Below are 24,620 nucleotides of genomic sequence, written 5' to 3' on the forward strand. Positions count from 1 at the left end.
CATCATGCATTATGAAGGATATGAAACATCTTCGGCGCAAAAACGGCTATATCTGATTCATGATCTTCTCGGACCTAACATTATCTATAACATGCCCAGCATTCGAATCATCAAAGGAGCGCTGGAGCCAGAGCGGCTGTACAGAGCATGGTGTAGGCTGACAGAACGTCATGAGGGCTTGCGAACGTCCTTTATTCAAAAGGACGGCGAGGTTTTACAACTCGTCCATGAATCCATCGATGTATCGATTCCCTATAGAGAACTTTCGGATCAGAGTACGGATAAGCTTGTTAACGAGTTTATCCGTCCGTTCAATCTGAACGAGGCCCCTCTATGGCGGGCTGAGCTTGTACCTTTGGTTGATGGGGAAATTCTGTTCCTGTTTGATATCCACCATATCATCGCGGATGCGGTAACCATCAACATTATATTTGAAGAGCTGATGGCTCTATATCAGGGACAGGAGCTTGCTCCATTAGAGTTTCAGTATGTCGATTATACAATCTGGCAAAACGATCAATTAAGCGATATTCATATTCAGAAACAGGGTGAATTTTGGCTGAACCAATTTACAGAGGATGTTCCTCTGCTGTCGTTGCCTACGGATGAAAAAGGCTTAAGGTCTGATTACAGCGGTGGGATCGTATCGTACTCGATTGAAGCTGATACGGCTCACTCCTTGCGTGCATTATGCTTGCAGCACAATGTTACGTTGTATATGGTTCTACTCGCCGCGTACAGCATCCTTCTGTCCAAATATGCCGGACAGGAGGATCTGGTCATCGGAACACCTGTCGCCGGAAGGACTCATTCCGAGTTTGAAGGGATTGTGGGCATGTTCGTGAACACGCTCGCCTTGCGTCAGAAACCGCAGAGAACCAAGCGGTTCTCTGATTTTCTGGAAGAAGTGGCAGACCAAACTTTTGCTGCGTTTGAGCATCAGGACTACCCCTTTGATATGCTGGTGGAGCAGGTCAATCCTGAACGAATCAGTGGTCGTAATCCCTTATTTGATGCTTGCTTTGTATTGGAAAATGTACCGCAGCCTGTCGTGCAGGCAACAGAGGTCACGTTTTCTCCTTATACTTTTGAACATAAAATCGCTAAATTTGATATCACCTTGTATGCATACGAAATGCAGGAGGGTATCGGACTGGAACTGGAATATCGCAAAGCGTTGTTTACGGAGGAAAGCGCCCGCCGTATGCTACGGCATTTTGCCAGAATTGTCGAAATCATTGGCGAACAACCCGATATTCGGATCGAAGACATTGATATGGTTACAGAAGAAGAGCGCACCGTTTTACTTCATACTTTTAATCAGACCCACAGCAAAAATGCATACGAAAAAAATTCGCATGGGGTAACCATCCATCGACTGTTCGAACAGCAAGTGATACGGACGCCTGACCATCCAGCCGTGAGGTGGAAAGAAAAGCAACTAACGTATGATGAATTAAATGAACGTGCCAATCAATTGGCGCGGGTTTTACGGCAAAAGGGAGTTCAGGCAGAAGATGTCGTCGGTATTTTAGCTACGCCTGCGTTGGAGATGATTGTTGGTATTTTAGCTATTTTGAAGGCCGGGGCCGCTTATTTACCGATTGATCCGCTCTACCCAGATGAACGGATTCAATATCTATTACAGGATAGTCAGGCGAAAATATGCCTTCTACCGACTGCCAGCACCAGACGCTTTCCTGGGGTGGACATGTTACTGCTCACAGACCATAGTCTCTATACGGGAGAACCCCGTAATCTGGAGGACAGCAATCAGGCGCACAATGTGATGTACATTATTTATACTTCAGGGTCTACAGGACAACCAAAGGGTGTAATGATTGAGCATCAATCCTTTGCTCGCCTAGTGTTAGAGCCAGGGCCGTTGGCTATTACGCAAGAGGATCGAATATTGCAGACGTGTTCCCTGGCCTTTGATGTGTCGGTTTTTGAACTGTGGGGAACACTGCTGAGCGGGGCAACCTTGTATCTCATTGAAAAAGAAGAGCTTTTATCTGCCGACATACTCGGCAAGAGGATGGCACAGTATGGAATCACGATGGCATGGTTCACGGCTCCTTTGCTAAATCAGCTGATTGATGAGAAACCTTCCATCTTTACTGGACTTCGATTGATCATGACCGGGGGAGACGCCTTGTCTCCGCAGCATATGAAGCTCCTTCGCGCCGCCCAGCCGGATTTAACGATTGTCAATGCCTACGGTCCTTCGGAAAATACAATTTTTACGTCGTTCCATACGATTCAGGAGGACTATGACCATAACGTGCCGATTGGCAAGCCTGTCGCCAACACACAGCTTTATATCCTGAGTGCGTCCAATCAACTTCAGCCCATTGGAGTGCCGGGTGAGCTGTGCATTGGAGGTGAAGGATTGGCGCGTGGCTATTTGGCTCGGGAGGAATTAACGGCAGCCAAATTTGTTTCTCATCCCTGGCTCCCAGAAGAGCGTATGTACCGTTCTGGAGATTGTGCCCGATGGCTGGCTGACGGAACGCTTGAATTTTTGGGTCGCATGGATCACCAGGTCAAAATTCGGGGCTTTCGTATTGAAACCGGCGAAGTTGAGGCACGGCTTGCACATATAGAGGGGATTCAGGAAGCAGTCGTGCTTGTTCGTCAGCACAGCGACGGGATCAAATACCTCTGTGCTTACTTTGTTTCCGACGTAGAAATGTCACAGGCAGAAGTCCGGCTGGAGCTGGCTACATATTTACCGGATTATATGATTCCTGCCTGTCTGATCCGACTTCCGCGTTTGCCACTGAATGTGAATGGCAAAATTGATCGGAACGCGTTGCCAGAGCCTGATCTTGAAGCACTGCGGGAAAATGAATATGTCCCTCCTTGCAATGAACTGGAACAGGAACTGGTTAGCATCTGGTCGATGGTTCTGCCCACGAACCTGCCGACGGATCGCATTGGCGTAACGGACAATTTTTTCACCCTGGGAGGAAGCTCGCTCAAGGCTACCAAGCTGGTTTCGCTAGTTTTGCGTGAGTTAGGGATAGACCTACCGCTCACCAAATTATTTACTTTTCCTACCATCCGCCAACTGGCAAGTGCATTGCAGGGAAAGGAAAGAAGTGTGTTTCCAGCCAGAGCAGACACGCTTGTTCTCTTAAAGCCCGGCACAGCGCAGGATAAGCACCTTTTTTTCATCCATGATGGAAGCTTGGATGTCAGTTGCTACATGGAATTGGTCAACGGACTTACAGCTACTTGGAATTATTGGGGCATAAAAATGGATGCTTCGATTCTTGCTGAAAATAAAACAGCCGGGATGAAGGAAGCGGCACACCGATATGTGAATCAATTGAAAAGTATTCAGAAAACAGGCCCGTATTATGTTGCGGGGTGGAGTATGGGGGGAACGCTTGCTTTCGAAATGACCCGACAATTGGAAGAACAAGAAGAACGTGTCGAACTTTTGGCCATTCTGGACACACTGCCACCTTTGAAGTATGGCAAGGAAGATCACTGGGACCACCATATTCAGGAACTGGAGAGGATGGAAGAAACGTTGGATTTTTCGCAGTGGAAGCGAGCATTTCCAGCCAGTGTACTCCCCTTGCTACCGGAATTTAATGAGTTGGGACGGAGTGAATTACTAGAACGCTTTAAAAGTGTGAATCATTGGGTGAAAATGCAGCATGTCTACCAGCCCGATCGAGCTGTAAAGGCCCCTGTATGTTTGTTTATTTCAGAACATACCTGGGAATTAGGATATAAAGGATGGGAATTGTATTGTAAGGGGGAAATGTTCACGCATAAAGTGCCTGGCGATCATTTCTCTATCGTAAAAGGAGCCCAAGCCGTGTCTGTAGGTTTGGTGCTGAATACATTTTTGAGGTAAGATTATGCTCCTGCTTGGAGGTTGAAGACCCCAAGCAGGAGTATTTATTTGATATGATCGTGTAAGTTGGTTTGTAATATTAATTGACATGATGTATAAAAACATATCGTAATGTATGAAAAACCCCCTTGTATGCTTCCAGATTTTATAGTAAAGTATCCAATAATCAACTTTGTTTGAACATAATATTCACTGTTTGTGAGTATATATCACACTTTCACCACGACCTCACATACTCCTCTTTCTATTTATTACATCACATCTATTCATTACCCTACAGCATCTCTTACACCACTAGATTATGAACACTTCTGTCCTACTACACCTATTTGATGAACTCGGAATTTGGGACCACAGCTTGAGGACAAGCTTGTCATGTCAATCCAAAGGAATTGGCATTCATCCGGTATCAACGAATTAACAATATATAAGGTGTGAAAGGGGTTTGCTGCATGAGCAAAAAGTATGCAAAACACAAAATCTGGACCGTTCTGCTGGTGCTTGCGCTAGGAGCTGTTTTGGCGCTTTCCGGTTGTGGGGGATCAGGTGAAGGAGCAAAGCCAGAGGCAGGGAAAACACCAAGCGGAGCAGGAGAGGGCGTGCAGGACACACTCATTTATGGACGCGGCGGAGATTCCGTGGCGCTAGATCCTGCCATTGTGACTGAAAGCGAGTCGCTAAAAATCGGAATGCAAGTGTTCGACACACTGCTGGAATATAAGCAAAACACAACGGAGATCCAACCGGGGCTTGCAGAGAGCTGGGAAGTATCACCAGATGGACTGGTCTATACGTTCAAGCTGCGTCAGGGTGTAAAATTCCATGACGGAAGTGATTTTAACGCAGAAGCGGTTGTGTTTAACTTTGACCGCTGGGCTGATCCGAAAAGTCCATACAAATTTGAAGGTGACTCGTTTGACTATTATGATTCTATGTTCGGTCCTGAAGGAAGTAGGGTGATTAAGGAGGTTAAAGCGGTAGATGCGAACAGCGTCCAGTTTACACTAAACAAGCCGCAGGCGCCGTTTTTACAAAATATCGCTATGCCATCCTTTAGTATTTCAAGTCCCAAGGCTATTCAGGAGAAAAAGGCTGATTTCAAGAGTAATCCGGTCGGCACGGGTCCTTTTGTATTTAAGGAATGGAAACGGAACGATACCATCACGCTGGAGAAGAATCCAAACTATTGGAAAGAGGGGCAGCCGAAGCTGGCTAAGATCATTGTTCGTTCCATACCCGACAATACCGCGAGATTTAATGCTCTGCAAAACGGGGAAATTGACCTGATGGAGGATTTGAACCCGGATGATGCAAAGCAGTTAGACGGTAATAGCGAGTTGGTGAAAATTGAACGTCCCTCCTTTAATGTGGCGTACATTGGCTTTAATTTAAAGAAAAAAACCTTCAATAATCCCAAGGTGCGGCAGGCACTGAATCACGCAGTGAACAAGCAGGCCATTATTGATGCATTGTTTGCAGGGCAGGCTAAGCCTGCGGTCAATCCGATGCCACCTACGTTATGGGGGTACAACGATAGTATTCAGGACTACGCCTATGATCTGGATAAGGCTAAATCTTTGCTAGCGGAAGCGGGCTTTCCTAACGGGCTTCCCGAGCCGTTAACCTTCTATGCAATGCCCGTATCTCGTCCTTATATGCCTGACGGCAAAAAGGTGGCAGAGGCCATTCAAGCCGATTTTGAAAAAATAGGCGTCAAAGTAAACATCCAATCCCCGGAATGGGCTACGTATCTGGATGATGTTAAGGCGGGGGAAAAGGATGATCTGTATATGCTGGGATGGAACGGGGACAATGGTGACCCGGATAATTTTCTTTATACATTGCTGGACAAGGATACGATTCCAGGCAATAACCGCAGTTTTTATGTGAATGAGGAACTTCATAAAATATTGGTGAAGGCTCAGGTTGAGGTCGACCAGAACAAGCGTGGGGAACTGTATAAACAAGCACAAGTGATTATTAAACAGGATGCGCCGTGGATTCCATTGGTTCATAGCACACCGCTGATGGCAGGTAAAGCGAACCTCAAGGGTTTTGTACCTTCTCCGGCAGGTATTGAAGCGTACGGAAATATTTATTTTGAATAGCCCAAACGCAAGCAGGCGGTGAATAGGATATGAACTCATATATTGTAAAAAGACTGGCTATATTGATTCCTGTATTACTGGGCATGACGCTCATCGTTTTTTCCATTATTCATGCCATTCCGGGAGATCCGGCGGAAACCATACTGGGAGATAAGGCTACGGAACAGTCCAAGCAGGCGCTACGTGAGCAATTGGGGCTGGATAAGCCGTGGTTACAGCAATATGGGACCTATTTAGGTGAGCTGGCACAAGGGGACTTGGGCGATTCCATTCGCACCAGGCAGCCGATTGCCCGGGAAATGCTTCCTTATCTGGCGGCTACGCTGGAGTTGACAGTAGCAAGCATGTTTTTTGCTGTAGTAGTCGGAATGAACGCCGGCATCGTGAGTGCCTGGAAGCGAAATTCCTGGTTTGACTATGTCAGTATGGTCATTGCCCTGGTCGGAGTATCGATGCCGATTTTTTGGCTGGGCTTGATGGAGCAATGGATCTTTGCAAATAAACTGCATTGGCTTCCTTCCATCGGACGCATGAATTCTCGTGATCCGGTGGAAGCTGTGACACATTTAGCCGTGATTGATGCGATCATAGGTGGACGTATGGATCAGGTGTGGACCGTCATCAAGCATTTGATCCTGCCCAGTATCGCACTGGGAACGATTCCAATGGCGGTCATTGCGCGCATTACCCGTTCCAGCATGCTGGAGGTTATGGATGCGGACTATATCCGTACAGCTCGGGCGAAGGGGCTGGCATCTTTTCAAGTCGTATACAAACATGCGCTTAAAAATGCTGCGATCCCCGTACTTACTGTCATCGGTCTTCAGACTGGCTCACTACTGGGAGGCGCGGTACTGACAGAAACCATTTTTGCCTGGCCTGGCATCGGACGGTACATTTTTGAAGCGATCAGCTCGCGTGACTATCCGGTTATTCAAAGCGGAATTCTGATCATTGCGTTCCTGTTCGTCATCATTAATCTGATTGTCGATTTGCTGTACGCGGTGCTCGACCGGCGTATCCGTTATCAGTAATCAAGTCGCCAATTGTTCAAGGGGGAGCTTGTCCGATGTCACAATTTTCAATGGAACCCAACAACATACCGACGACACGCAGCACATTGGCTCATTTGCCTGTCGTGACTGGCCCTTGGAGAGACGCATGGAGGGCTTTTCGTCACAATAAAATGGCGTTCGTCGGCCTGAGCATTATTATCTTCTTTGTCATCATTGCTTTGATCGCGCCGTGGATTGCTCCTTTTGACTATAAAGAGCAAAATTTGGTGAGCCGTTTGCAGCCTCCTTCTGCGGAGCATTGGTTCGGTACGGATGATCTCGGTCGAGATTTACTGACTCGCACGCTGTATGGAGCCAGAATCTCGTTGTGGGTCGGTTTCTTGTCTGTTATTGGTTCAATGATTGTAGGAACAGCCTTAGGTTTAATCGCAGGATTTTACGGAAAATGGGCAGATATGGCCATTTCGCGACTATTCGACATTTTACTGGCATTTCCGGGGATTTTGCTGGCCATTGCTATTGTGGCCATTTTAGGGCCTTCATTGGAAAATGCGTTGTACGCCATTGCCATTGTCAATGTGCCAACGTATGGGCGGTTAGTTCGCTCTAAGGTGCTGAGTGTCAAAACGGAGGAGTATATCACTTCTGCTAGAGCGCTTGGAGCCAATAATACACGAATCATCCTCCGTTATATTTTGCCTAACAGCCTGACACCGATCATCGTACAGGGAACGTTGGGGATCGGAACGGCCATCATTGAAGCGGCAGCGCTTGGATTTCTGGGCTTGGGTGCACAACCTCCTGAGCCAGAGTGGGGTAAAATGTTGTCCGATTCGCGGCAATATATCCAGAACGCGCCGTGGACAGTTATTTTTCCGGGGGTATCTATCATGCTGACCGTATTGGGATTTAACCTGATGGGAGACGGCCTGCGGGATGTATTGGACCCGAGGGCGAAGCGGTAGAGCAAAAGTGATGAGGTATATAAAGTTGAGTAAAGAGGTGTTCTCTGGCCTGAAGCAAATGGCTGGGGACCACCTTTTTTATATGACTTTTTTTGTATTGGAGTAGAAAGCACCATCCGACTGCGCAGTGACGCTAAAAGTAACTTTTACAGCTGAAAGTCATGTGAGCTTTCCTGAGGCGCAAAAAAAATGTATAATCACTCCAATTGAGTACGTAGGGAGTGGGCTTTATGACATGGCAGGACAAGAGAGAGCATCGGCAATTTGCGGAACAGACACGAAGCGACGCTTCACGGGCCGCATATGAACGGGACTACTCCCGTTTAATCCATTCACCGACTTTCCGTCGGTTGCAGGGTAAATCACAGGTATTTGGCGCAGGCACGGGCGATTATTACCGTACACGACTGACGCATTCTTTGGAGGTAGCGCAAATTGCGCGTGAAGCATCACGAAGCTTGCTGCGCCGCCATCCCGAAGTAGAGCTGGAACAAGCAGATAACGCAGGACTGATCATTGACCCTGAGGTGGTAGAATGTGCTTCCATTGCACATGACTTTGGCCATCCACCGTTCGGACACAAGGGGGAAGAGGTGCTGGACGGGATTTTGGATCAACTGATTGAAACAAAGGTAGAAAAGATATCCTCTGCCGGAGGCTTCACACCGGAGTCTAAGCGTGGACAGGAGGCCTATGCGCGTGAGCGACGAATTTATGAGCATTTTGAAGGGAACGCGCACAATTTCCGGCTGATTATGTTTTTGGAGAAGCGTGAGAACGTGGATGGTTTGAATTTGTCGGACGCTGTGTTACTGGGGATCAACAAATACCCGTACCCGGGGATTCTGAACAAAAAAGGGTTGTACCTGCATGAGTGGGAATACATACGTTCCATCCGCGAGGATTGGGGTATCCCTGATGGTAAAAAAACGTTGGAAGCCCAGCTTATGGACCTGTGCGACGATATCGCTTATTCTGCGCATGATCTGGAGGACGGGATTAAGGCTGGGAAAATCGAGGTACATGAGCACTTCTTATATGATCCGTATTTAATTCGTCTGATTACGGAGAAAATCACCACGTTGGAGGATAGCTTCTGGCAAGGCTGGCAACTGGCTCAGATTGAGCAGAAGGTAGCGGCTGTGCTGAGCGAATTTTTGAAGGTGTGGAACGGCAAGATGCCGATGTGTGAACACGATTATTCCCGTACTCGCCGTGAAGTGAAGGCATACTGGGTTAGCCTGTTTGTCAGCAGCTTGGGTGTAATTGAGGATGGAAATTGGAAAAAGGTGACCTTCGTACGGGATGGAAGCGAAGATTTGGATATGCTGCGCACTGTGAGTGTGTTGAAAAGCTTTGCTTGGGTTACGATGATCCGCGATCTGCGCGTACAGCGACTGCAAAAACGGAGTGAGTGGATGCTCAGACGGCTGTGGTTAGCTTTTCTAGACCCGGAAACGTCCAAATCTATTATTCCAAGCGACTGGCTCCAGCGCTATGAGCGCGACCAAGCCAAGGCGAAACCGATCTGGACATGGGAGCATATGGTCATAGACTATATTGCAGGCATGACCGATGCTTTTGCTGAAAAAATCTATAATGAGTTATACGGTCTGAAGGTGGGTTCGATTTATGATCTGGATTGACCTTTAAATTACCCCTATATAGTAGAAGGAACTGGTTTGTAATGGATAGCAGGAGGGAGGAATATGTCTATGCAATCTCAGTCTTTATCTATAAAAAGGTTGAATCTCGGTGTGCTCGATATGGTGCCGTTGCTGCCCAGTAACCGTCCGGAGCAGGCGGTTCAACGAGCTGGTGAACTAGCAAGACAGGCAGAAGCATGGGGATATACACGCTACTGGACCTCGGAGCACCATGATATGGAGGGGCTGGCTTCCTCCAGCCCGGAAGTGCTGCTGTCTCATATCGGGGCGGTGACGAAGACAATCAAACTGGGTGCGGGTGCTATTTTGCTCCCGCATTATAGTCCAGTCAAGGTCGCGGAATGGTTTCATTTGCTGGCTGCTCTATATCCTGGCAGAGTCGAATTGGGCCTGGGGAGAGCACCTGGTGGTGGACCTCATGCTTCAATGGCACTGAGCGGTAATTTTCTTCAACATGTGACGGAGCTGCCACAGACGATGGAAGCTCTATTGGCTTTGCTGGAAGGTACTTACGAATATGAACAGGTGCCTGTGTTTGCCCGGCCGATGCCTGAACAGCCGCCAGCAGTGTGGATGCTGGGTACAAACCGAAAAAGTGCCGAATATGCCGCCCAGTATTCAACAGGCTATGTATTCGGTCAGTTTATGAGTGAACAGCAAACGGAAGAAATGCTAAGCATTTACCGCTCCAGCTTTCAGCCATCCAACCGGATGGACAAGCCACATACCATGGTTGCTGTAGGAGCAGTATGTGCCTTGACGAATGAACTGGCGCAGCAATGGGCTGGTCAGATTTCATTGGGCGACCCGGCAATGCGAGCCAGCTGGCTGGTGGGAACGCCGTCGGATATTGCCGAACGGTTACGCGGCTTGCAGATTAAATATGATAATGATGAGTTTCTGTTGGTCACACCGATTCCCGATTATGAGCAGCGGCTTCACTCCTACCGTCTAATAGCGGAGGCTGTAAATTCTAACCTTGATTCCAAATGAAAAGAGATATGACATGAATAAACAGAAAACGAATATCGAAGAAATGAAACCAAGCTACATATATACCTATGCGTGTCATGAAACAGAGCGTGAGTTGTGTCTTTTGGAATTAAAATGCTTGTTCGGTCAGCCGCCCGTGCAGGACTCCATCCTATTGTCCCATCGGCGTCTAGAGCCGGGGACAAGCCCGTTTATTCATCTTCGGCTGGATGTAATGACAGATGCGGGAACACTGGAAGAGCTATGCGAAGCAGCTTCTATGTTACAACTTGAGGAAGGAAAGACTTTCAAGGTGTTGTGCCTTAAAGAAGGTGACCATGAGGCTGATTATGACGAGCGGCGCGGGATCGAACGCCGAATGGGTGCACGCATTCATGGGCAGGCGCAAATGAAGACACCGGATATCACCCTTGGTGTTATTCGGATAGGAGAACGGTGGCTACTGGGCACGTGTCAGTATAGCGACAGATCGTGGCAGGAGCGTCGTCAGAAGCCGCAAAATTATTCTACTGGACTACCCGTTCTGGTAGCTAGGGCACTTGTGAATTTGGCAGCAACTGATCTAACAGCAGCAAAGGGAGAGTCAGGCTCATTGAAACTGCTAGACCCGTGTTGTGGTATGGGCAATGTAATGATTGAGGCATTGAGTATGGGAAAGGATATTCGCGGTTGTGATATCAACCCGTTGGCGGTGCGTGGGGCACGAGTGAATTTGCGTCATTTTGGATATGAAGAAGATCTAGTGAAGCTCGGGGATATGAATATGCTCGAAGGCACATACGATGCGGCCATATTGGATATGCCCTATAACCTGTGCTCCGTGCTCCCGGCTGATGAACTAAAGAAGATGCTGCGCAGTCTGAGACGCTTGGCCGCGCGGGCAGTGGTCGTGAGCACGGAGCCGATGGAAACATTGTTATCCGACTCAGGTTGGACCCTTACGGAGCAATGCCGCATACATAAGACAGGTATGAGTCGGGAAATCTGGATCTGTAAGTAGTGTGTTAATACTTAGTTTTGTAGTTAACCAAATTCAGCGGCAGTTCCTGATCAGCGGCATAGGCATTCAAATTAGTAAGAAAAATATCTACCGCCCGTTCGGCATATCGGTCCGTATCGCCTGCAATATGCGGTGTGATCAAGACATGGTCCAGACTCCATAGCGGATGTGAAGCAGGTAGCGGTTCTTCCTCGAATACATCCAGTCCGGCAAAGGCAATATGCTTTTGCTCCAAAGAGCGTACAAGCGCATCCGTATGAACGGTGCCACCGCGGCCTACATTAATGAAGAAGGCTTCCTTACGCATAGCTGCAAATGCTTTTTCGTCAAAGAAGTGATGGGTTTCCTTGGTGAATGGTAATATATTTACCACGATATCCGCTGCTCCCAATGCTTCGTGTAGTTGTTCGTTAGTATACATGTGCTCTACATGGGGAGCTTCCTTGCCAGAACGACGGACTCCGATCACCCGCATGCCAAAGGCTTCTGCAATCCGCGCTGTTTCGCGGCCGATTTCGCCAACGCCTGTAATCAACAGCGTTTTGCCACGTAATTCCGTCAGTTGGCCTTTCGGTGGCTGCCATGTTTTCTGACGTTGCAAGAGAGCTGCTTGCTGTAAATAACGTGTATGCGATAGCAGCATTCCAAAAATCTGCTCTGTAATTGGAATTGCATGCACACCACTTGTATTCGTTAGTAAAATGTTACGCTTCTCCAATTCGGTAAGCGGTAGCTTGTCAATTCCAGCCGACCAGGTTTGTATCCACTTCAGTTTGCTGTCTGGGTGTAACGCCTCTTTGGCAATATGCTTTGACCAGCCTAGAATAACCTCGGCCTCCCAGATTTGTTTAGACTCCAATTCCTGAGCTTTGCCAATAATCAACTCGTAGCCCGGAGCTGTTGCACGAACTTGTTTTTTTTGCTCTTCCGTAAGTTGATGTAAGCTTAAAATGTTTCCCATAGTTCATAGCCTCCTCGATTTTTGATTCCTTGGAGTTTCCAATATATTCTGGCGAACCATCCTTTCAAGAATAACAGATTGCCGAAAAAATTGCATAATTAGGGTAAAAACGAGCTCGCGGTGTCACTATATATAACAACAAATGGCTTTACCCTGATTAGGGACAATCCAAACAGCTACTTTTTGAGATATCCACAAATATCTATTAGGAAAGGAGGTATAGATTGATGAAAAATGAATCGCAAAGACTTTTTACAGCTATTGCTCTCCCAAATGAGCATAAGAAGAAATTACATGATTGGGTGGAGCAGGATTTAAAAGACCTGACTTTTCGCAAATGGAGTGATTTCAGAGATTACCACGTGACACTTCAGTTTTTGGGTGATGTGGAGACCTCGGTTATACCGAAACTTGAGCAGGTTTTAGTTCAAGCTGCAGCTGAGCATGGCCCGTTCACACTCGGCATTGGAGAAGCAGGTTTTTTTGGCCGTGAAGAATTTCCGCGTGTACTGTGGAGGGGAGTGACCGGGCAGCGTGAGTCACTGGATCAATTGTACCAGTCCATACTCCAGGCTACGGAACCGCTGGGTTTTAAACCCGAGGAACGACCTTATCGACCTCATATCACCCTAGCACGCTCGTACACAGGAGAACAGCCTATTCCACCGTCTATTTGGCAGCCAAATGACCGATGCAGCGAGCCGTGGGAAGTGGGAGAATTTGTTTTATATGCAACCAGAATGGGTCAAAAACCAATGTACCAAATAATTCAAACATTACCATTAATGAGGTGAAACCCTTGATCTATCAGCGAATTTAGTGATATAGTGTTTCAGCGTTATTCAAAAGGCGCATTTTGGGTTACATATCTGAGGAATGTGCTTAAAGTTAACGGGAGGAACATTATGGAAATCGTTAAAGAACATCGTTGGTTTGCACCTCTTTTGAGTGTGCTGCTTGTTTGTATATTGGGGATAGGCCTCTACGCTGAGGTTCAGCAAACACAGAAAAATCATAAAAATACACCTATGCAATCTCTGAGCTGGTCAGGGAACTCTTCGGCTCCTTCATATGGCGACAGGATGGGGACCCATAACGGGTCAAACAGGACAAGCCCCATCTTTGTCGCTGCTCATGGGCAGCCAAGCTGGAAAGAAATCATGCCGACACCGTTACCCGCTTCCCAGATGAAGCAGGCGGAACAAGCTCGGAATAACGTTGCTACAGGCAAGAAAAAGCTTGAGGTCCAGCATAGCAAGTCCGCAATCCTAACCCCTCCTACAACCATCTACTTTACGAAGACAAAAATGCTCACTCAGGATGACAAGGCGTTGTCTACCTGGAGCTATCCTGTCTCCGCTAAAGAACTGCTCCTGCTGCAAAAAATAGTGATGGCAGAAGCAGAAGGCGAACCGTACGAAGGCAAAGTGGCAGTTGCCAACGTTGTCTTAAACCGGCTGCGGTCAGCCCCATTTCCCGATACGATTCAGGCAGTGATTTATCAAAAAGCGCAATTTAGTCCGGTCGCGAACGGGCGTCTTCGTCGTGTTCAGCCCAACCAGGACAGCATCCGTGCGGTTACTGCTGCTTTGAACGGCCATAAAGCCGTGCCTGATAACACCTGTTTTTTCCTGTCGCTTACGTTAGCCCAGGACCTTACGGTTCATCATTCGCGTACCAAGGTGAAAACTATCGGTCATCATACCTTTTATAAATGAGCATTTGGCATAAAACCCATGAGCGTTTCAAATCAGTAATGTATAGATTGAAACGGTTTAGTTGGCAGCCTTCTACAAATAACAGCCCTTTCTAAACAATAGGGTTCAGCTTTGTGAACGGATTTTGTGGTACAGGTGAAGCCAGTATGCAAAAGAGTTATAATAGGTAAAGGAAAGTAACCAAAATAATGAAAGTGACAAAGGAGGCGTAGATGATATGAAAATCACATATTATGGACATTCAGTTGTACTGGTAGAGGCAGAGGGGAAACGGATTATTATTGATCCTTTTTTGACGGGAAATCCTAAAGCAACCGTACAAGCCGAGGATATTCAGGTGGATGCCGTACTGTTGACACACGGTCATGCCGATCATTTTGGAGATGCTGTTGAAATTGCCAAGCGCAATGATTGTCCAGTGATCGCGGTCGCGGAACTGGCCGAATATTGTTCATCCTTGGGGGCCAAAGCTCACGGTATGAATCTGGGTGGGGGGCACCACTTTGACGGTTTCCATGTGAAATTCACGCTTGCGTTCCACAGCTCATCTTTGACGGTGGACGGACAAACCGTTTACATGGGAGAGCCGGCGGGGATTTTATTGACCATGGGAGGCCAAACCTTTTTCCATGCAGGGGATACTGGCCTGTTTGGCGACATGCGTCTCATTGGGGAAACTAACTCCATCGATGCTGCGGTATTGCCGATCGGAGATGGTTATACGATGGGACCGGAGGATGCACTGCTGGCAGCAAAATGGCTGCGTGCAAGCCGCGTAATACCGGTGCATTACAATACGTTCCCGGGTATTGAGCAGGACGGAGACGGCTTCTGTGATCGTCTACACAAAGAAGGCATTGAAGGGAAAGCATTGAAGCCCGGCGAAAGTCTCGAATTTTAATAGGATATCTGATTTGCGGGAATACACTTGATGGTCTATAAACTCATCAAATCTCCTTTGTCGCCTTTTCTGTTCCTTAGAGGAATAGGAAAGGCTGTTTTTTAAAAGTGAATATTTATACATAAAAATGAGATATTTTTGCATTGATACGTTGAAGCTGTAATGTAAAAGATTTATTATCACAATCATAAAAACTTTGAATTGCTAACATGATAGGTCAATGATAAAATGATAGAACTAATTAGATTCATCAGTGGAATCGACGTATTTTTCAAGTCAAGCCATTGCATAATTATTGAAAAACATACGCATTCAGCGGACCGTACCGCCTTGAATACGTCACATGTTTTGTCCCCCATTCCTCGTAGTTGTTCTTTGAGTTACCTCTTGTTGCCACTGTCTTCTATTCGGCCGCCTGTATTTCAGGCCAGCATGACTTTATAACAGAAAGGTTGCGTTCCATGAGACAGACAGGTTTACCACCCAAACAGGGACTATATGATCCCCAATTCGAAAAAGACGCCTGCGGCATGGGCTTTGTTGCCCACATCAAGGGAAAACCATCGCACGATATTGTAAGTCAGGCTTTGACCATGCTCGTGAATATGGAGCATCGGGGCGGTCAGGGAAGTGAACCAAACTCCGGTGACGGAGCAGGGATTATGATTCAGGTCCCTCATCTGTTTTTTCAAGAGGAAGCGGAGCGATTGGGTTTCAAATTGCCAAAGGCCGGACATTATGGCGTTGGTATGCTTTTTGTATCCAATGATCCCAAAGTTCGTGAGGTACATGAGCAGAAGCTAAGAGATATCATCGTGGACGAAGGTCAAAATTGTTTGGGTTTTCGCGATGTTCCAACTTATGACGAAATGCTGGGGAAATCGGCAAAAGCAGCTAAACCGGGCGTGCGTCAGGTATTCATCGGTCGCAGTAGCGATCTAAAGGAAGAGCTGGACTTCGAACGGAAACTGTATGTCATTCGCAAACGTGCAGAGCTTGCTATTCGCTATAACCAAGAGGATGAGAACGGTGAGTCGTTCTATATTCCAAGTTTGTCATGTCGCAAGGTTGTATACAAAGGAATGCTGACAACCGAGCAGGTAGGCAAATTTTATCTGGATTTGCAGGATGAGCGGGTGACATCGGCGATCGCGCTGGTCCATTCCCGTTTTAGCACGAATACGTTCCCGAGCTGGGACCGTGCGCATCCTTATCGTTTTATGATTCACAACGGTGAAATCAATACTATGCGCGGCAACGTGAACTGGATGCATGCTCGCCAGGCGCAGTTTGAAAGCGAAGCGTTTGGTGGAGATATCAAGAAGGTAAAACCAGTCATTAACCCAGATGGCTCCGATACAGCCATGTTTGATAATACGCTGGAGTTTCTGTATCTGAGCGGACGTTCCCTTCCTCATGTAGCCATGATGATGGTGCCGGAGCCTTGGAACAAGCATGAAACCATGGACCCGAAGAAGCGAGCATTTTATGAATATCACAGCACCATGATGGAACCGTGGGACGGACCTGCTGCGATGGCGTTTACAGACGGTATCCAAATCGGAGCCATTCTCGACCGCAACGGTCTGCGTCCTGCACGTTACTATGTGACCAAGGACGATCTGATCGCACTGTCTTCAGAGGCGGGTGTATTGGATATTGCTCCTGAAAATGTGCTCTATAAGGATCGTCTCCGTCCGGGTCGTATGCTGTTGGTTGATACCCAAGAAGGCCGTATCGTTTCTGACGAAGAGTTAAAGGAACGTATCGCTTCCGAGGAACCTTATCAGCAATGGCTGGATGAGCACTTGGTTGATCTGGATGAGCTGCCAGAAGCACTAGAACAGCCGGAGCCTAAACATGAAAATGTAAATCAGCTTCAGCTCGCTTTTGGATATACGTTTGAAGAACTGCGCAAAATTCTGGAGCCGATGGCACTTACAGGTGCAGAACCGATTGGCTCAATGGGGTACGACGCACCATTGGCGGTGCTGTCTGATCGTCCGCAACGTTTGTACAATTACTTTAAACAAATGTTTGCCCAAGTCACGAACCCGCCGATTGACGCCATTCGTGAAGAGATTGTAACGTCAACCGCAACTACGATTGGGCCAGAGCGCAATTTACTGCATCCAGAACCGGAAAGCTGTCGTCAGATTCGTTTGGATTCGCCGGTGTTGTCGAATGAGGAGTTTGCCAAAATTCGCCACGTACACCGTCCGGGCTTCAAATCAATGACAATTCCGATCTTCTTTGAAGCGAAGGAAGGTGCTGAGGGCTTACGCAAGGCGCTGGAAGGATTGTTTGAGGCGGCTGACCGTGTCATTGACAAAGGTCATAACATCCTGATTTTGTCCGACCGTGGAGTGGATGCGGAAAATGCGGCCATTCCGGCGTTGCTAGCTGTTTCCAGCCTGCATCACCATCTGATTAAGCAGGGTACACGCACTCGTGTGAGCATTTTGCTGGAGTCCGGGGAGCCAAGGGATATTCACCATTATGCGGTGCTGCTTGGCTACGGTGTGAGCGCGGTTAATCCTTATCTGGCTTTTGAAACGCTGGATGTCATGATTCAGCAGGGCTTGCTGCGCGGCATCTCGCACGAAAAGGCAGTTAAAAATTATATTAAAGCGGCAACAAAGGGTGTCGTTAAAATATTGTCCAAAATGGGTATTTCCACGATTCAGTCGTACCGTGGAGCACAAATTTTTGAGGCTGTAGGTCTGAAACAGGATTTTGTTGACCGTTATTTCACCTGGACACCTTCCCGCATTGGCGGTATCGGTCTGGAGGAAGTGACTACGGAAGCGCTGGTTCATCATAACCGTGCTTTCACCGACAAGGACGGCAACGACAAAGTGCTGGATTCGGGCGGCGACTATCAATGGCGTAACGACGGGGAAGAGCATTTGTTTAACCCGCAAACGGTGCATTTGCTCCAGCAGTCGGTTCGCTCTGGAGACTACAAGTTATACAAGAAATACGCCAAGCTGGTGCAGGGCGAAACGGAACAGCATTTAACGATCCGCTCGATGCTTCAGTTGAAGCCTACGGGTGAGCCTGTGCCGCTGGAAGAAGTGGAATCCGCTGCATCCATTATGCGTCGCTTCAAGACAGGAGCCATGTCCTTTGGCTCGATCAGTCAGGAAGCGCATGAAGATATGGCGATTGCGATGAATCGGATCGGTGGCAAGAGCAATACGGGTGAAGGTGGGGAGAACCCTGCACGTTTCATTCCGGATGCCAATGGCGATTCTCGTCGCAGTTCGATTAAGCAGGTAGCGTCAGGCCGATTCGGTGTAACATCGAATTACTTGGTGAATGCCGACGAAATTCAGATCAAAATGGCGCAAGGCGCGAAGCCGGGTGAAGGTGGACAACTGCCAGGACGTAAGGTATACCCTTGGGTTGCTGAGGTACGTGGTTCTACGCCAGGAGTAGGTTTGATTTCACCACCGCCGCATCACGATATTTATTCTATCGAGGATTTGGCAGAGCTCATCTATGATCTCAAAAACGCCAATCCGCGTGCTGACATTAACGTGAAACTGGTGTCAGAAGTAGGCGTAGGCACGATTGCTACAGGGGTAGCAAAAGGCCGTGCTGACATTATTCTGGTCAGCGGTTACGACGGTGGTACAGGCGCTTCCCCGCAAGGCTCCATTCGCCATGCAGGTATGCCTTGGGAGCTGGGTCTGGCGGAGACGCATCAGACGCTGATGTTGAACAACCTGCGCGACCGCGTGGTATTGGAGACAGACGGCAAGATGCTGTCTGGCCGCGATTTGGTAGTAGCTGCCCTGTTGGGCGCGGAAGAATACGGCTTCTCTACAGCGCCGCTCGTGGCGTTGGGCTGTATTATGATGCGGGTATGCCAAATGGATACATGTCCGGTTGGTGTGGCTACGCAGAATCCGGAGCTGCGCAAAAATTATATGGGCGATCCTGCCCATGTGGTGAATTTTATGCGTTTCATCGCAGAAGATGTCCGTGAAATTATGGCGGAATTGGGCTTCCGTACAATTCAGGAAATGATTGGACGTACGGATTGTCTGGATACCGTGAACGCCGATTCGCATTGGAAGAAGAAGGGCGTAGACCTGAGCTTGCTGTTGCATGTTCCTGAGTTGGAAGAAGGTAGTGTACGTTACCGCGTACAACGCCAAAATCACGGTCTGGAAGAAACACTCGACATGCAGCAGCTCGTACCGATGGCTGCGGAAGCGCTGGAGAACGGAACGCCTGTTGAGGGTACCTTACCTATTACAAACGTAAATCGGGCGGTAGGAACGATTCTGGGCAGCGAGGTCACCCGTAAGTATGGAGCGGCGGGTCTGCCAGAGGATACGATTCGCTTTAACTTTATTGGATCGGCAGGTCAGAGCTTCGGGGCATTTATTCCGAAAGGCATCACGCTGAGCGTGGAAGGCGATAGCAATGACTATGTCGGTAAAGGGCTATCTGGCGGTAAGGTTATAGTGAAAAAGTCTCACAAAGCGACCTTTAAGGCAGAAGAGAACATTATTATCGGAAATACAGCCTTGTATGGAGCGACCAGCGGTGAAGCTTACATTAGCGGAATCGCAGGCGAGCGCTTTGCCGTTCGGAACTCCGGCGCACGAATTGTAGTTGAGGGCGTTGGGGATCATGGTTGCGAATATATGACGGGCGGACGTGTAGCGGTATTGGGTGGAACCGGACGGAATTTTGGAGCCGGAATGTCCGGAGGTATTGCATATGTCTATGACCCTGAGGGGACGTTCCTGAGCCGTTGTAATCTGGAAATGGTGTTGCTGGAAGGTGTGGAAGAACCTGCAGAAGCAGCGGATTTGCGCGGCTTGATTCAACGCCATGTCACTTACACGGGTAGTGAAGCGGGACAACGTATTTTGGATGATTGGCAGACTGCGATTCAGCAGTTTGTACGGGTGATTCCAAAGGATTACAAGCGTATGGTTGAACAGATCCAAAAAGAAGAGGCAACTGGTTTGAGCGGAGATGAAGCTCTGTTGGCAGCATTTGAAGCCAATATGCGTGAATTGGCGCGTGCCGGGGGCTAAAATGTAGACTACCAAATTTACTAAAAAAGGACTCGCTGAATACCGCTGTTATAATCACGGTGGTACCAGCAAGTCTTTTTTAGGTTGCTAAAAATGTGATTCATTTCCTTGACAAACGTCATAAATTCTGACATTACCCCCAAAATGTTTTCCTGAAACGGTAAATATGTTATAAAAAGTACCAAATTTTTTGGAATGTAACCGTTTACGTAAGAGTTTATGTCTTGTTATTTATTTTTGGATTGGTTATGATTTTTTTAGAGTACACAAACAAACCTAATATGCCCATCGTCCCTTCAAAACACAGAATAGGGTGACAGGATGAAGTTGAGGAAGTCAGCAGAAGACAAAATGATTTTTTTATACCGTTATGTATCACTATCTCTAACGTCACTTGTTTTTCTGTTCGAATCATCTAGGTTAATCGTGTGGCAGAAGCTATTACTGATTGGTTTTCTATTTTTATCCGTTACAGCATTTACTTGGATTTACCGTAAATACAGACTTCATGATATGGTATTGAAATGCAGCATTGCACTAGAAACAGCAGGGATCATTTTGTTGTTATTCCCAACCGGAGGGATGGATAGCCCGTTCAAATGGTATGTGATTACCCCCATGCTGGTGGCTTGTGCTCATCTGTCTATGAGATACAGTTGGACACTCCTCCTTTCTTATATCGGCTTGGTGCTTACATTTTGTTATATCTTTTTTACACCAGGTCAATATTTTTTGTGGGATCTTATATTGCAGAATATCAATTTGTTTCTGGTACTGATCGTAACTACGATGGCAATGCAGGTTATCGGCGTCATGAAGGACGAACTGAAGGTGGCTAAAGAACAAGCCAATGAGACGATGGATCATATCAAGTCGATTTACCACATCATGGAGACGACCAGCCACAATGAGGCTTTAAATCTCGGTCAGGTCATCTCAGACTATACTGTCAAGCTAACAAAGCAGAGCCGTGCATTTTTCTGGCTAGATAGTCAGGAGGAGGATGCACCGGAAAGCAGCCAGACAGGCTGGACGGTAGAGGAGGAGGAGCAGCTATTCGAGGAGCTGGGGAATTATCGGGAGGAATTCAGGGAAGAGCGTGAACCATTTTTCAGACATCTGCCAGAATGGGGCGATTTCCTCATGATCACAGTACCGATGACGACCCGTTTTGTAGCGACGATTGGCCTCAAGCTGGGCCCGGATCAAAGTCTGACAGGAAGACGCTGGCTCGTGCAACAACTGATATTCTTGGCTGAGCTGAGCGCTGTGTTCTTGGAGCGCTATGAGCTGGAGCGTATTGAAAATCAGCTGATTGTGACGAATGAGCAGAACCGAATTGCAAATGAAATGCATGACAATGTTTCTCAAAGTCTTTTTGGTATTGTGTACGCAACGCATTCTCTCCGGCAAACCTGGTGTCATCAGCCAAAGGAGCAAATTCAGCAATCTGCTAACCAAGCGGTTAGAGAGCTGAAAGGGGCGATTCATAGTCTAAGCTCGAAAAAAAGCGGAGGCTCAACTTGGTTAGGGACGGTGAAAAGTCATCTCCATACACTCTCCAAGCTGAACCATGTACAAATTGATTTTGACATTCATGGTGATCATTATTCACTTCCGTATTTGTACCAAAAAGCTTTGTTCCGCATCATTTCCGAAGCGGCGGGGAACGCAATCCGTCATGGATTGGCCAAGCGAATTGATGTGAAGTTAAAATTGACGCCCCAAGTGATTAGACTGTCTATTCATGACGACGGAGTAGGGTTTGAGACGGCGAGAATGGTAGCAGGAGGTGAGGCGGTCAGTGCAGGCGGGGGCCTGGGCATGATGAATATGGAATATTTAGCTCAATCGATGGGAGGCGAATTTGATATTTCAAGTCGAATCGGAGAGGGAACACAGATCCGATTGTCCATTCCGGTAAATGCTTATGAATGAGGATTTTGCAAAATCCTCGAATAAAATGCGTGAACATTCTGCAATACAAAATCTGCGGTAACAATCGGATACATAGGGATTATGCAAATCCTGAACTGTAGACAGGAGGCCGAATCATGAAAATTGTCATTGTCGATGATCATCCTTTAGTACGGAAAGGACTCGCTGCGGTTATATCCATGCAGCCCAATGTTCAGTTTGCGGGAGAGGCCCAGAATCAACAGGAAGCACTTGTGGTGATCGAGGAAACAGATCCGGATCTGGTGCTGCTGGATTTGAAACTAGCTGATGAATCGGGGCTGGATATTATCAAGATAGCGCGCGGACGTGGTTTCAGAAGCAAATTTATTTTGCTGACCTCTTCCGCAACACGTGAAGATTTTCTGAAAGCAGAGGAAGCTTCCGTGGATGGTTATGTGCTTAAGGAAGCATTGCCTGAGGAATTAATTTACGCGATTCATCTTGTCAACAAAGGACGCAAATATTATGATCCGGCTATTCTCGAAAACAAGCTGCGTGAAGATGCGGGCAATCTGTCGGACGACCTGACGCCAAAGGAAAAGGAAGTGCTGGTCGAGCTGGGACAAGGAGCCTGCAATCGTGAAATTGCATCGCGGTTATTTATCAGTGAGTTCACAGTCAAAAAGCATGTCAGTCAGATCTTGGCCAAGCTGCGGCTGGCGGATCGTACGCAGGCAGCATTGTATGCCAATGCCATTGGTCTGGCGAAGTACGAGCCAACAAACATGGTATGATGCGCTGACTCTATAAGCTGCGCTGCACTTTTATATGCGAGTGGAAAGAAAAGCCTCAAAATCACCAAGATTTGTGATTTTGAGGCTTTTTTCGATTTCTTTTTCCATAATCGACAAAGCATGGTACAAAAGTATACCATGCCGTATCCGAAAGTATACATTTCCCTCCCCCCATAGTGAGGGAGAAAGTGCCATTCGGTTCCATGTCGTTCACAGAGCCAATTGTTACAATAAAGTCATACTTAAATATGAAGAGAAATTGTATAGGAGGGAGGATTTTTGTGGAGAAAACCATTTTGGATTATCTAGTCCTGATCAAAAGAAGATTGTGGCTGATCGCAATTTTTGTCATTCTCTCATGTGTAACAACATACTTTGTGAGCGACAATGTTGTGAAGCCAGTCTATTCCGCTTCAAGCCAACTGCTGGTTAATCATATTTCCGCCAAGCAGGGGAGTAACAATCTGAACGACGTCAACACAAGTCTTAATTTGGTGGAAAGCTACAAGCAAATTCTCACTTCACCTAAAATTATGGACGCTGTTGTAGCGGCTCATCCCGAGTTCGGTTTGACGCAGCAGAAGTTGGCAGAGAAGCTGCAGATTAAATCCTCGGATAAAAGTCAGGTTATCGGTTTGACGTTTGAGGCAGGGAGCTATCCACAGGCCGCAGCGGTTGTAAACGCGGTAACCCAGAAATTCGTACAGACGGTTCCGGGATTGATGGAATTGAATAATGTGAAAATTTTAAATGAAGCGGACCCTCAGGCCAATCCTGACCCGATTAATGGGAACCCGCTCATGAATATTGCGATTAGTTTTCTCGTATCGCTGATGATTGCATTGGGCACGATTGTGTTCCTGGAAAGCATTAACGGCACGCTGCGCTCGGAGAAAGAAGCGGACGCGGACATCGGCATTCCGGTAATCGCATCGATTCCAGTCATTCGCAAGAAAGACGTCGATGGAGCAGCCGGAAATTCCAAAGAACGGGTAGGGGAGCGTAAATATGCTGCGATTGAATGACATGTTGATTACAGAAAGTAATCCATCATCGTATATCTCGGAATCATTTCGATCCCTCCGTACATACATCCGGCAGCAGGTGATTGGGCAAAAGGACCGTGGAACGGTTCTATTGTTGACCTCGCCGGAAAGCGGAGCGGGTAAAACTACACTGCTCGCCAACATCGGAGTTTCCTTTGCACAAGAAGGCAAGAAGGTGGCTCTGGTGGATTGCAATCTGCATAAACCAGCGCTGCACGAGATATTCGGAATGGAGAATACCGGAGGTCTATCGGCTTATTTGCGCGGTGGGGCTTCTTCCAAGTCTATCGTTAGGCATGGTGGGCTGGAGCTATCGGTTGTTCCCGGTGGAGACACCCTGTACAACGCAGCAGATCTGCTCGGTAGCGAACGTATGGCTGAGCTGCTGGAAGAGCTCAAACGTGAATATGACATCATCTTGCTTGATTCGGCTCCGGCGTTGAATTATACGGATGCTCGCTTGATTGCAGGCTTGACGGATGGTGTGATTCTCGTTGCTAGACATGGTCGTACCAAACGGGAAGATCTACGCAAAACAAAGCAACTCATGGAGCAGGCCAGTGCGACGCTGGTTGGAATTGTGATGAATCAGGTGAAGTAAGCAACACCAAAATTCGA

16 protein-coding genes are annotated in these 24,620 nt (G+C 47.5%); 15 read left to right on the forward strand and 1 reads right to left on the reverse strand.

What is annotated here, in order from left to right; genetic code table 11:
* Positions 1-4 precede the first annotated feature (4 nt).
* The 7 genes from ACUUJN_RS05990 to ACUUJN_RS06020 all read left to right on the forward strand — a co-directional run bounded on the left by ACUUJN_RS05990 (position 5) and on the right by ACUUJN_RS06020 (position 11,623).
* Positions 5-3,874, forward strand: coding sequence for a non-ribosomal peptide synthetase (locus ACUUJN_RS05990; protein ID WP_484669395.1), 3,870 nt, complete (start codon positions 5-7; stop codon positions 3,872-3,874).
* 452 nt (positions 3,875-4,326) lie between these two features.
* Positions 4,327-5,982: an ABC transporter substrate-binding protein gene (locus ACUUJN_RS05995; RefSeq protein ID WP_023987405.1), complete on the forward strand. Its 1,656-nt coding sequence runs from the start codon at positions 4,327-4,329 to the stop codon at positions 5,980-5,982.
* Positions 5,983-6,011: 29 nt separating this feature from the next.
* Positions 6,012-7,016 carry an ABC transporter permease gene (locus tag ACUUJN_RS06000; RefSeq protein WP_023987406.1) on the forward strand — a complete coding sequence of 335 codons (1,005 nt, stop codon included), beginning with the start codon at positions 6,012-6,014 and terminating at the stop codon, positions 7,014-7,016.
* A gap of 35 nt (positions 7,017-7,051) precedes the next feature.
* Positions 7,052-7,963 (forward strand): nickel transporter permease, encoded by a 912-nt coding sequence (gene nikC / locus ACUUJN_RS06005; protein WP_025720529.1) that lies wholly within the window; start codon positions 7,052-7,054, stop codon positions 7,961-7,963.
* A gap of 230 nt (positions 7,964-8,193) precedes the next feature.
* The gene (locus tag ACUUJN_RS06010; RefSeq protein WP_028543119.1) at positions 8,194-9,609 is read left to right on the forward strand and encodes a deoxyguanosinetriphosphate triphosphohydrolase family protein; all 1,416 of its coding nucleotides are present in this window, start codon (positions 8,194-8,196) and stop codon (positions 9,607-9,609) included.
* Between the two features lie 69 nt (positions 9,610-9,678).
* Positions 9,679-10,623, forward strand: coding sequence for an MsnO8 family LLM class oxidoreductase (locus ACUUJN_RS06015; protein WP_076295011.1), 945 nt, complete (start codon positions 9,679-9,681; stop codon positions 10,621-10,623).
* 13 nt (positions 10,624-10,636) lie between these two features.
* On the forward strand, positions 10,637-11,623 hold the full coding sequence (locus ACUUJN_RS06020) for a TRM11 family SAM-dependent methyltransferase (protein ID WP_484669396.1): 987 nt from the start codon (positions 10,637-10,639) through the stop codon (positions 11,621-11,623).
* A 4-nt stretch (positions 11,624-11,627) separates the two neighbouring features.
* On the opposite strand, the gene ACUUJN_RS06025 is transcribed toward ACUUJN_RS06020, so the two are convergent.
* A complete protein-coding gene (locus ACUUJN_RS06025; protein WP_484669397.1) occupies positions 11,628-12,584 on the reverse strand; it encodes a D-2-hydroxyacid dehydrogenase in 957 nt (318 codons plus the stop codon).
* Between the two features lie 227 nt (positions 12,585-12,811).
* Here ACUUJN_RS06025 and thpR point away from each other — a divergent pair, with 227 nt between their 5' ends.
* From thpR to ACUUJN_RS06065, 8 genes are all read left to right on the forward strand, one after another.
* Positions 12,812-13,378: an RNA 2',3'-cyclic phosphodiesterase gene (gene thpR, locus ACUUJN_RS06030; RefSeq protein WP_484669398.1), complete on the forward strand. Its 567-nt coding sequence runs from the start codon at positions 12,812-12,814 to the stop codon at positions 13,376-13,378.
* 111 nt (positions 13,379-13,489) lie between these two features.
* The gene (locus ACUUJN_RS06035; protein ID WP_023987413.1) at positions 13,490-14,302 is read left to right on the forward strand and encodes a cell wall hydrolase; all 813 of its coding nucleotides are present in this window, start codon (positions 13,490-13,492) and stop codon (positions 14,300-14,302) included.
* A 217-nt stretch (positions 14,303-14,519) separates the two neighbouring features.
* The gene (locus ACUUJN_RS06040; RefSeq protein WP_340858926.1) at positions 14,520-15,203 is read left to right on the forward strand and encodes a metal-dependent hydrolase; all 684 of its coding nucleotides are present in this window, start codon (positions 14,520-14,522) and stop codon (positions 15,201-15,203) included.
* A gap of 461 nt (positions 15,204-15,664) precedes the next feature.
* The gene (gltB, locus tag ACUUJN_RS06045) at positions 15,665-20,263 is read left to right on the forward strand and encodes a glutamate synthase large subunit (RefSeq protein WP_068938671.1); all 4,599 of its coding nucleotides are present in this window, start codon (positions 15,665-15,667) and stop codon (positions 20,261-20,263) included.
* Positions 20,264-20,584: 321 nt separating this feature from the next.
* Positions 20,585-22,201 (forward strand): sensor histidine kinase, encoded by a 1,617-nt coding sequence (locus ACUUJN_RS06050; RefSeq protein ID WP_484669399.1) that lies wholly within the window; start codon positions 20,585-20,587, stop codon positions 22,199-22,201.
* 116 nt (positions 22,202-22,317) lie between these two features.
* Positions 22,318-22,956 (forward strand): response regulator, encoded by a 639-nt coding sequence (locus ACUUJN_RS06055; protein WP_013309148.1) that lies wholly within the window; start codon positions 22,318-22,320, stop codon positions 22,954-22,956.
* A gap of 281 nt (positions 22,957-23,237) precedes the next feature.
* On the forward strand, positions 23,238-23,981 hold the full coding sequence (locus tag ACUUJN_RS06060) for a YveK family protein (RefSeq protein WP_023987416.1): 744 nt from the start codon (positions 23,238-23,240) through the stop codon (positions 23,979-23,981).
* Positions 23,965-24,603, forward strand: a complete 639-nt coding sequence (locus tag ACUUJN_RS06065; RefSeq protein ID WP_013309150.1) for a CpsD/CapB family tyrosine-protein kinase — start codon at positions 23,965-23,967, stop codon at positions 24,601-24,603. The genes ACUUJN_RS06060 and ACUUJN_RS06065 overlap by 17 nt, the downstream gene beginning before the upstream one ends.
* Positions 24,604-24,620: the final 17 nt, after the last annotated feature.

This window comes from Paenibacillus sp. LRG-1, from assembly GCF_057220305.1.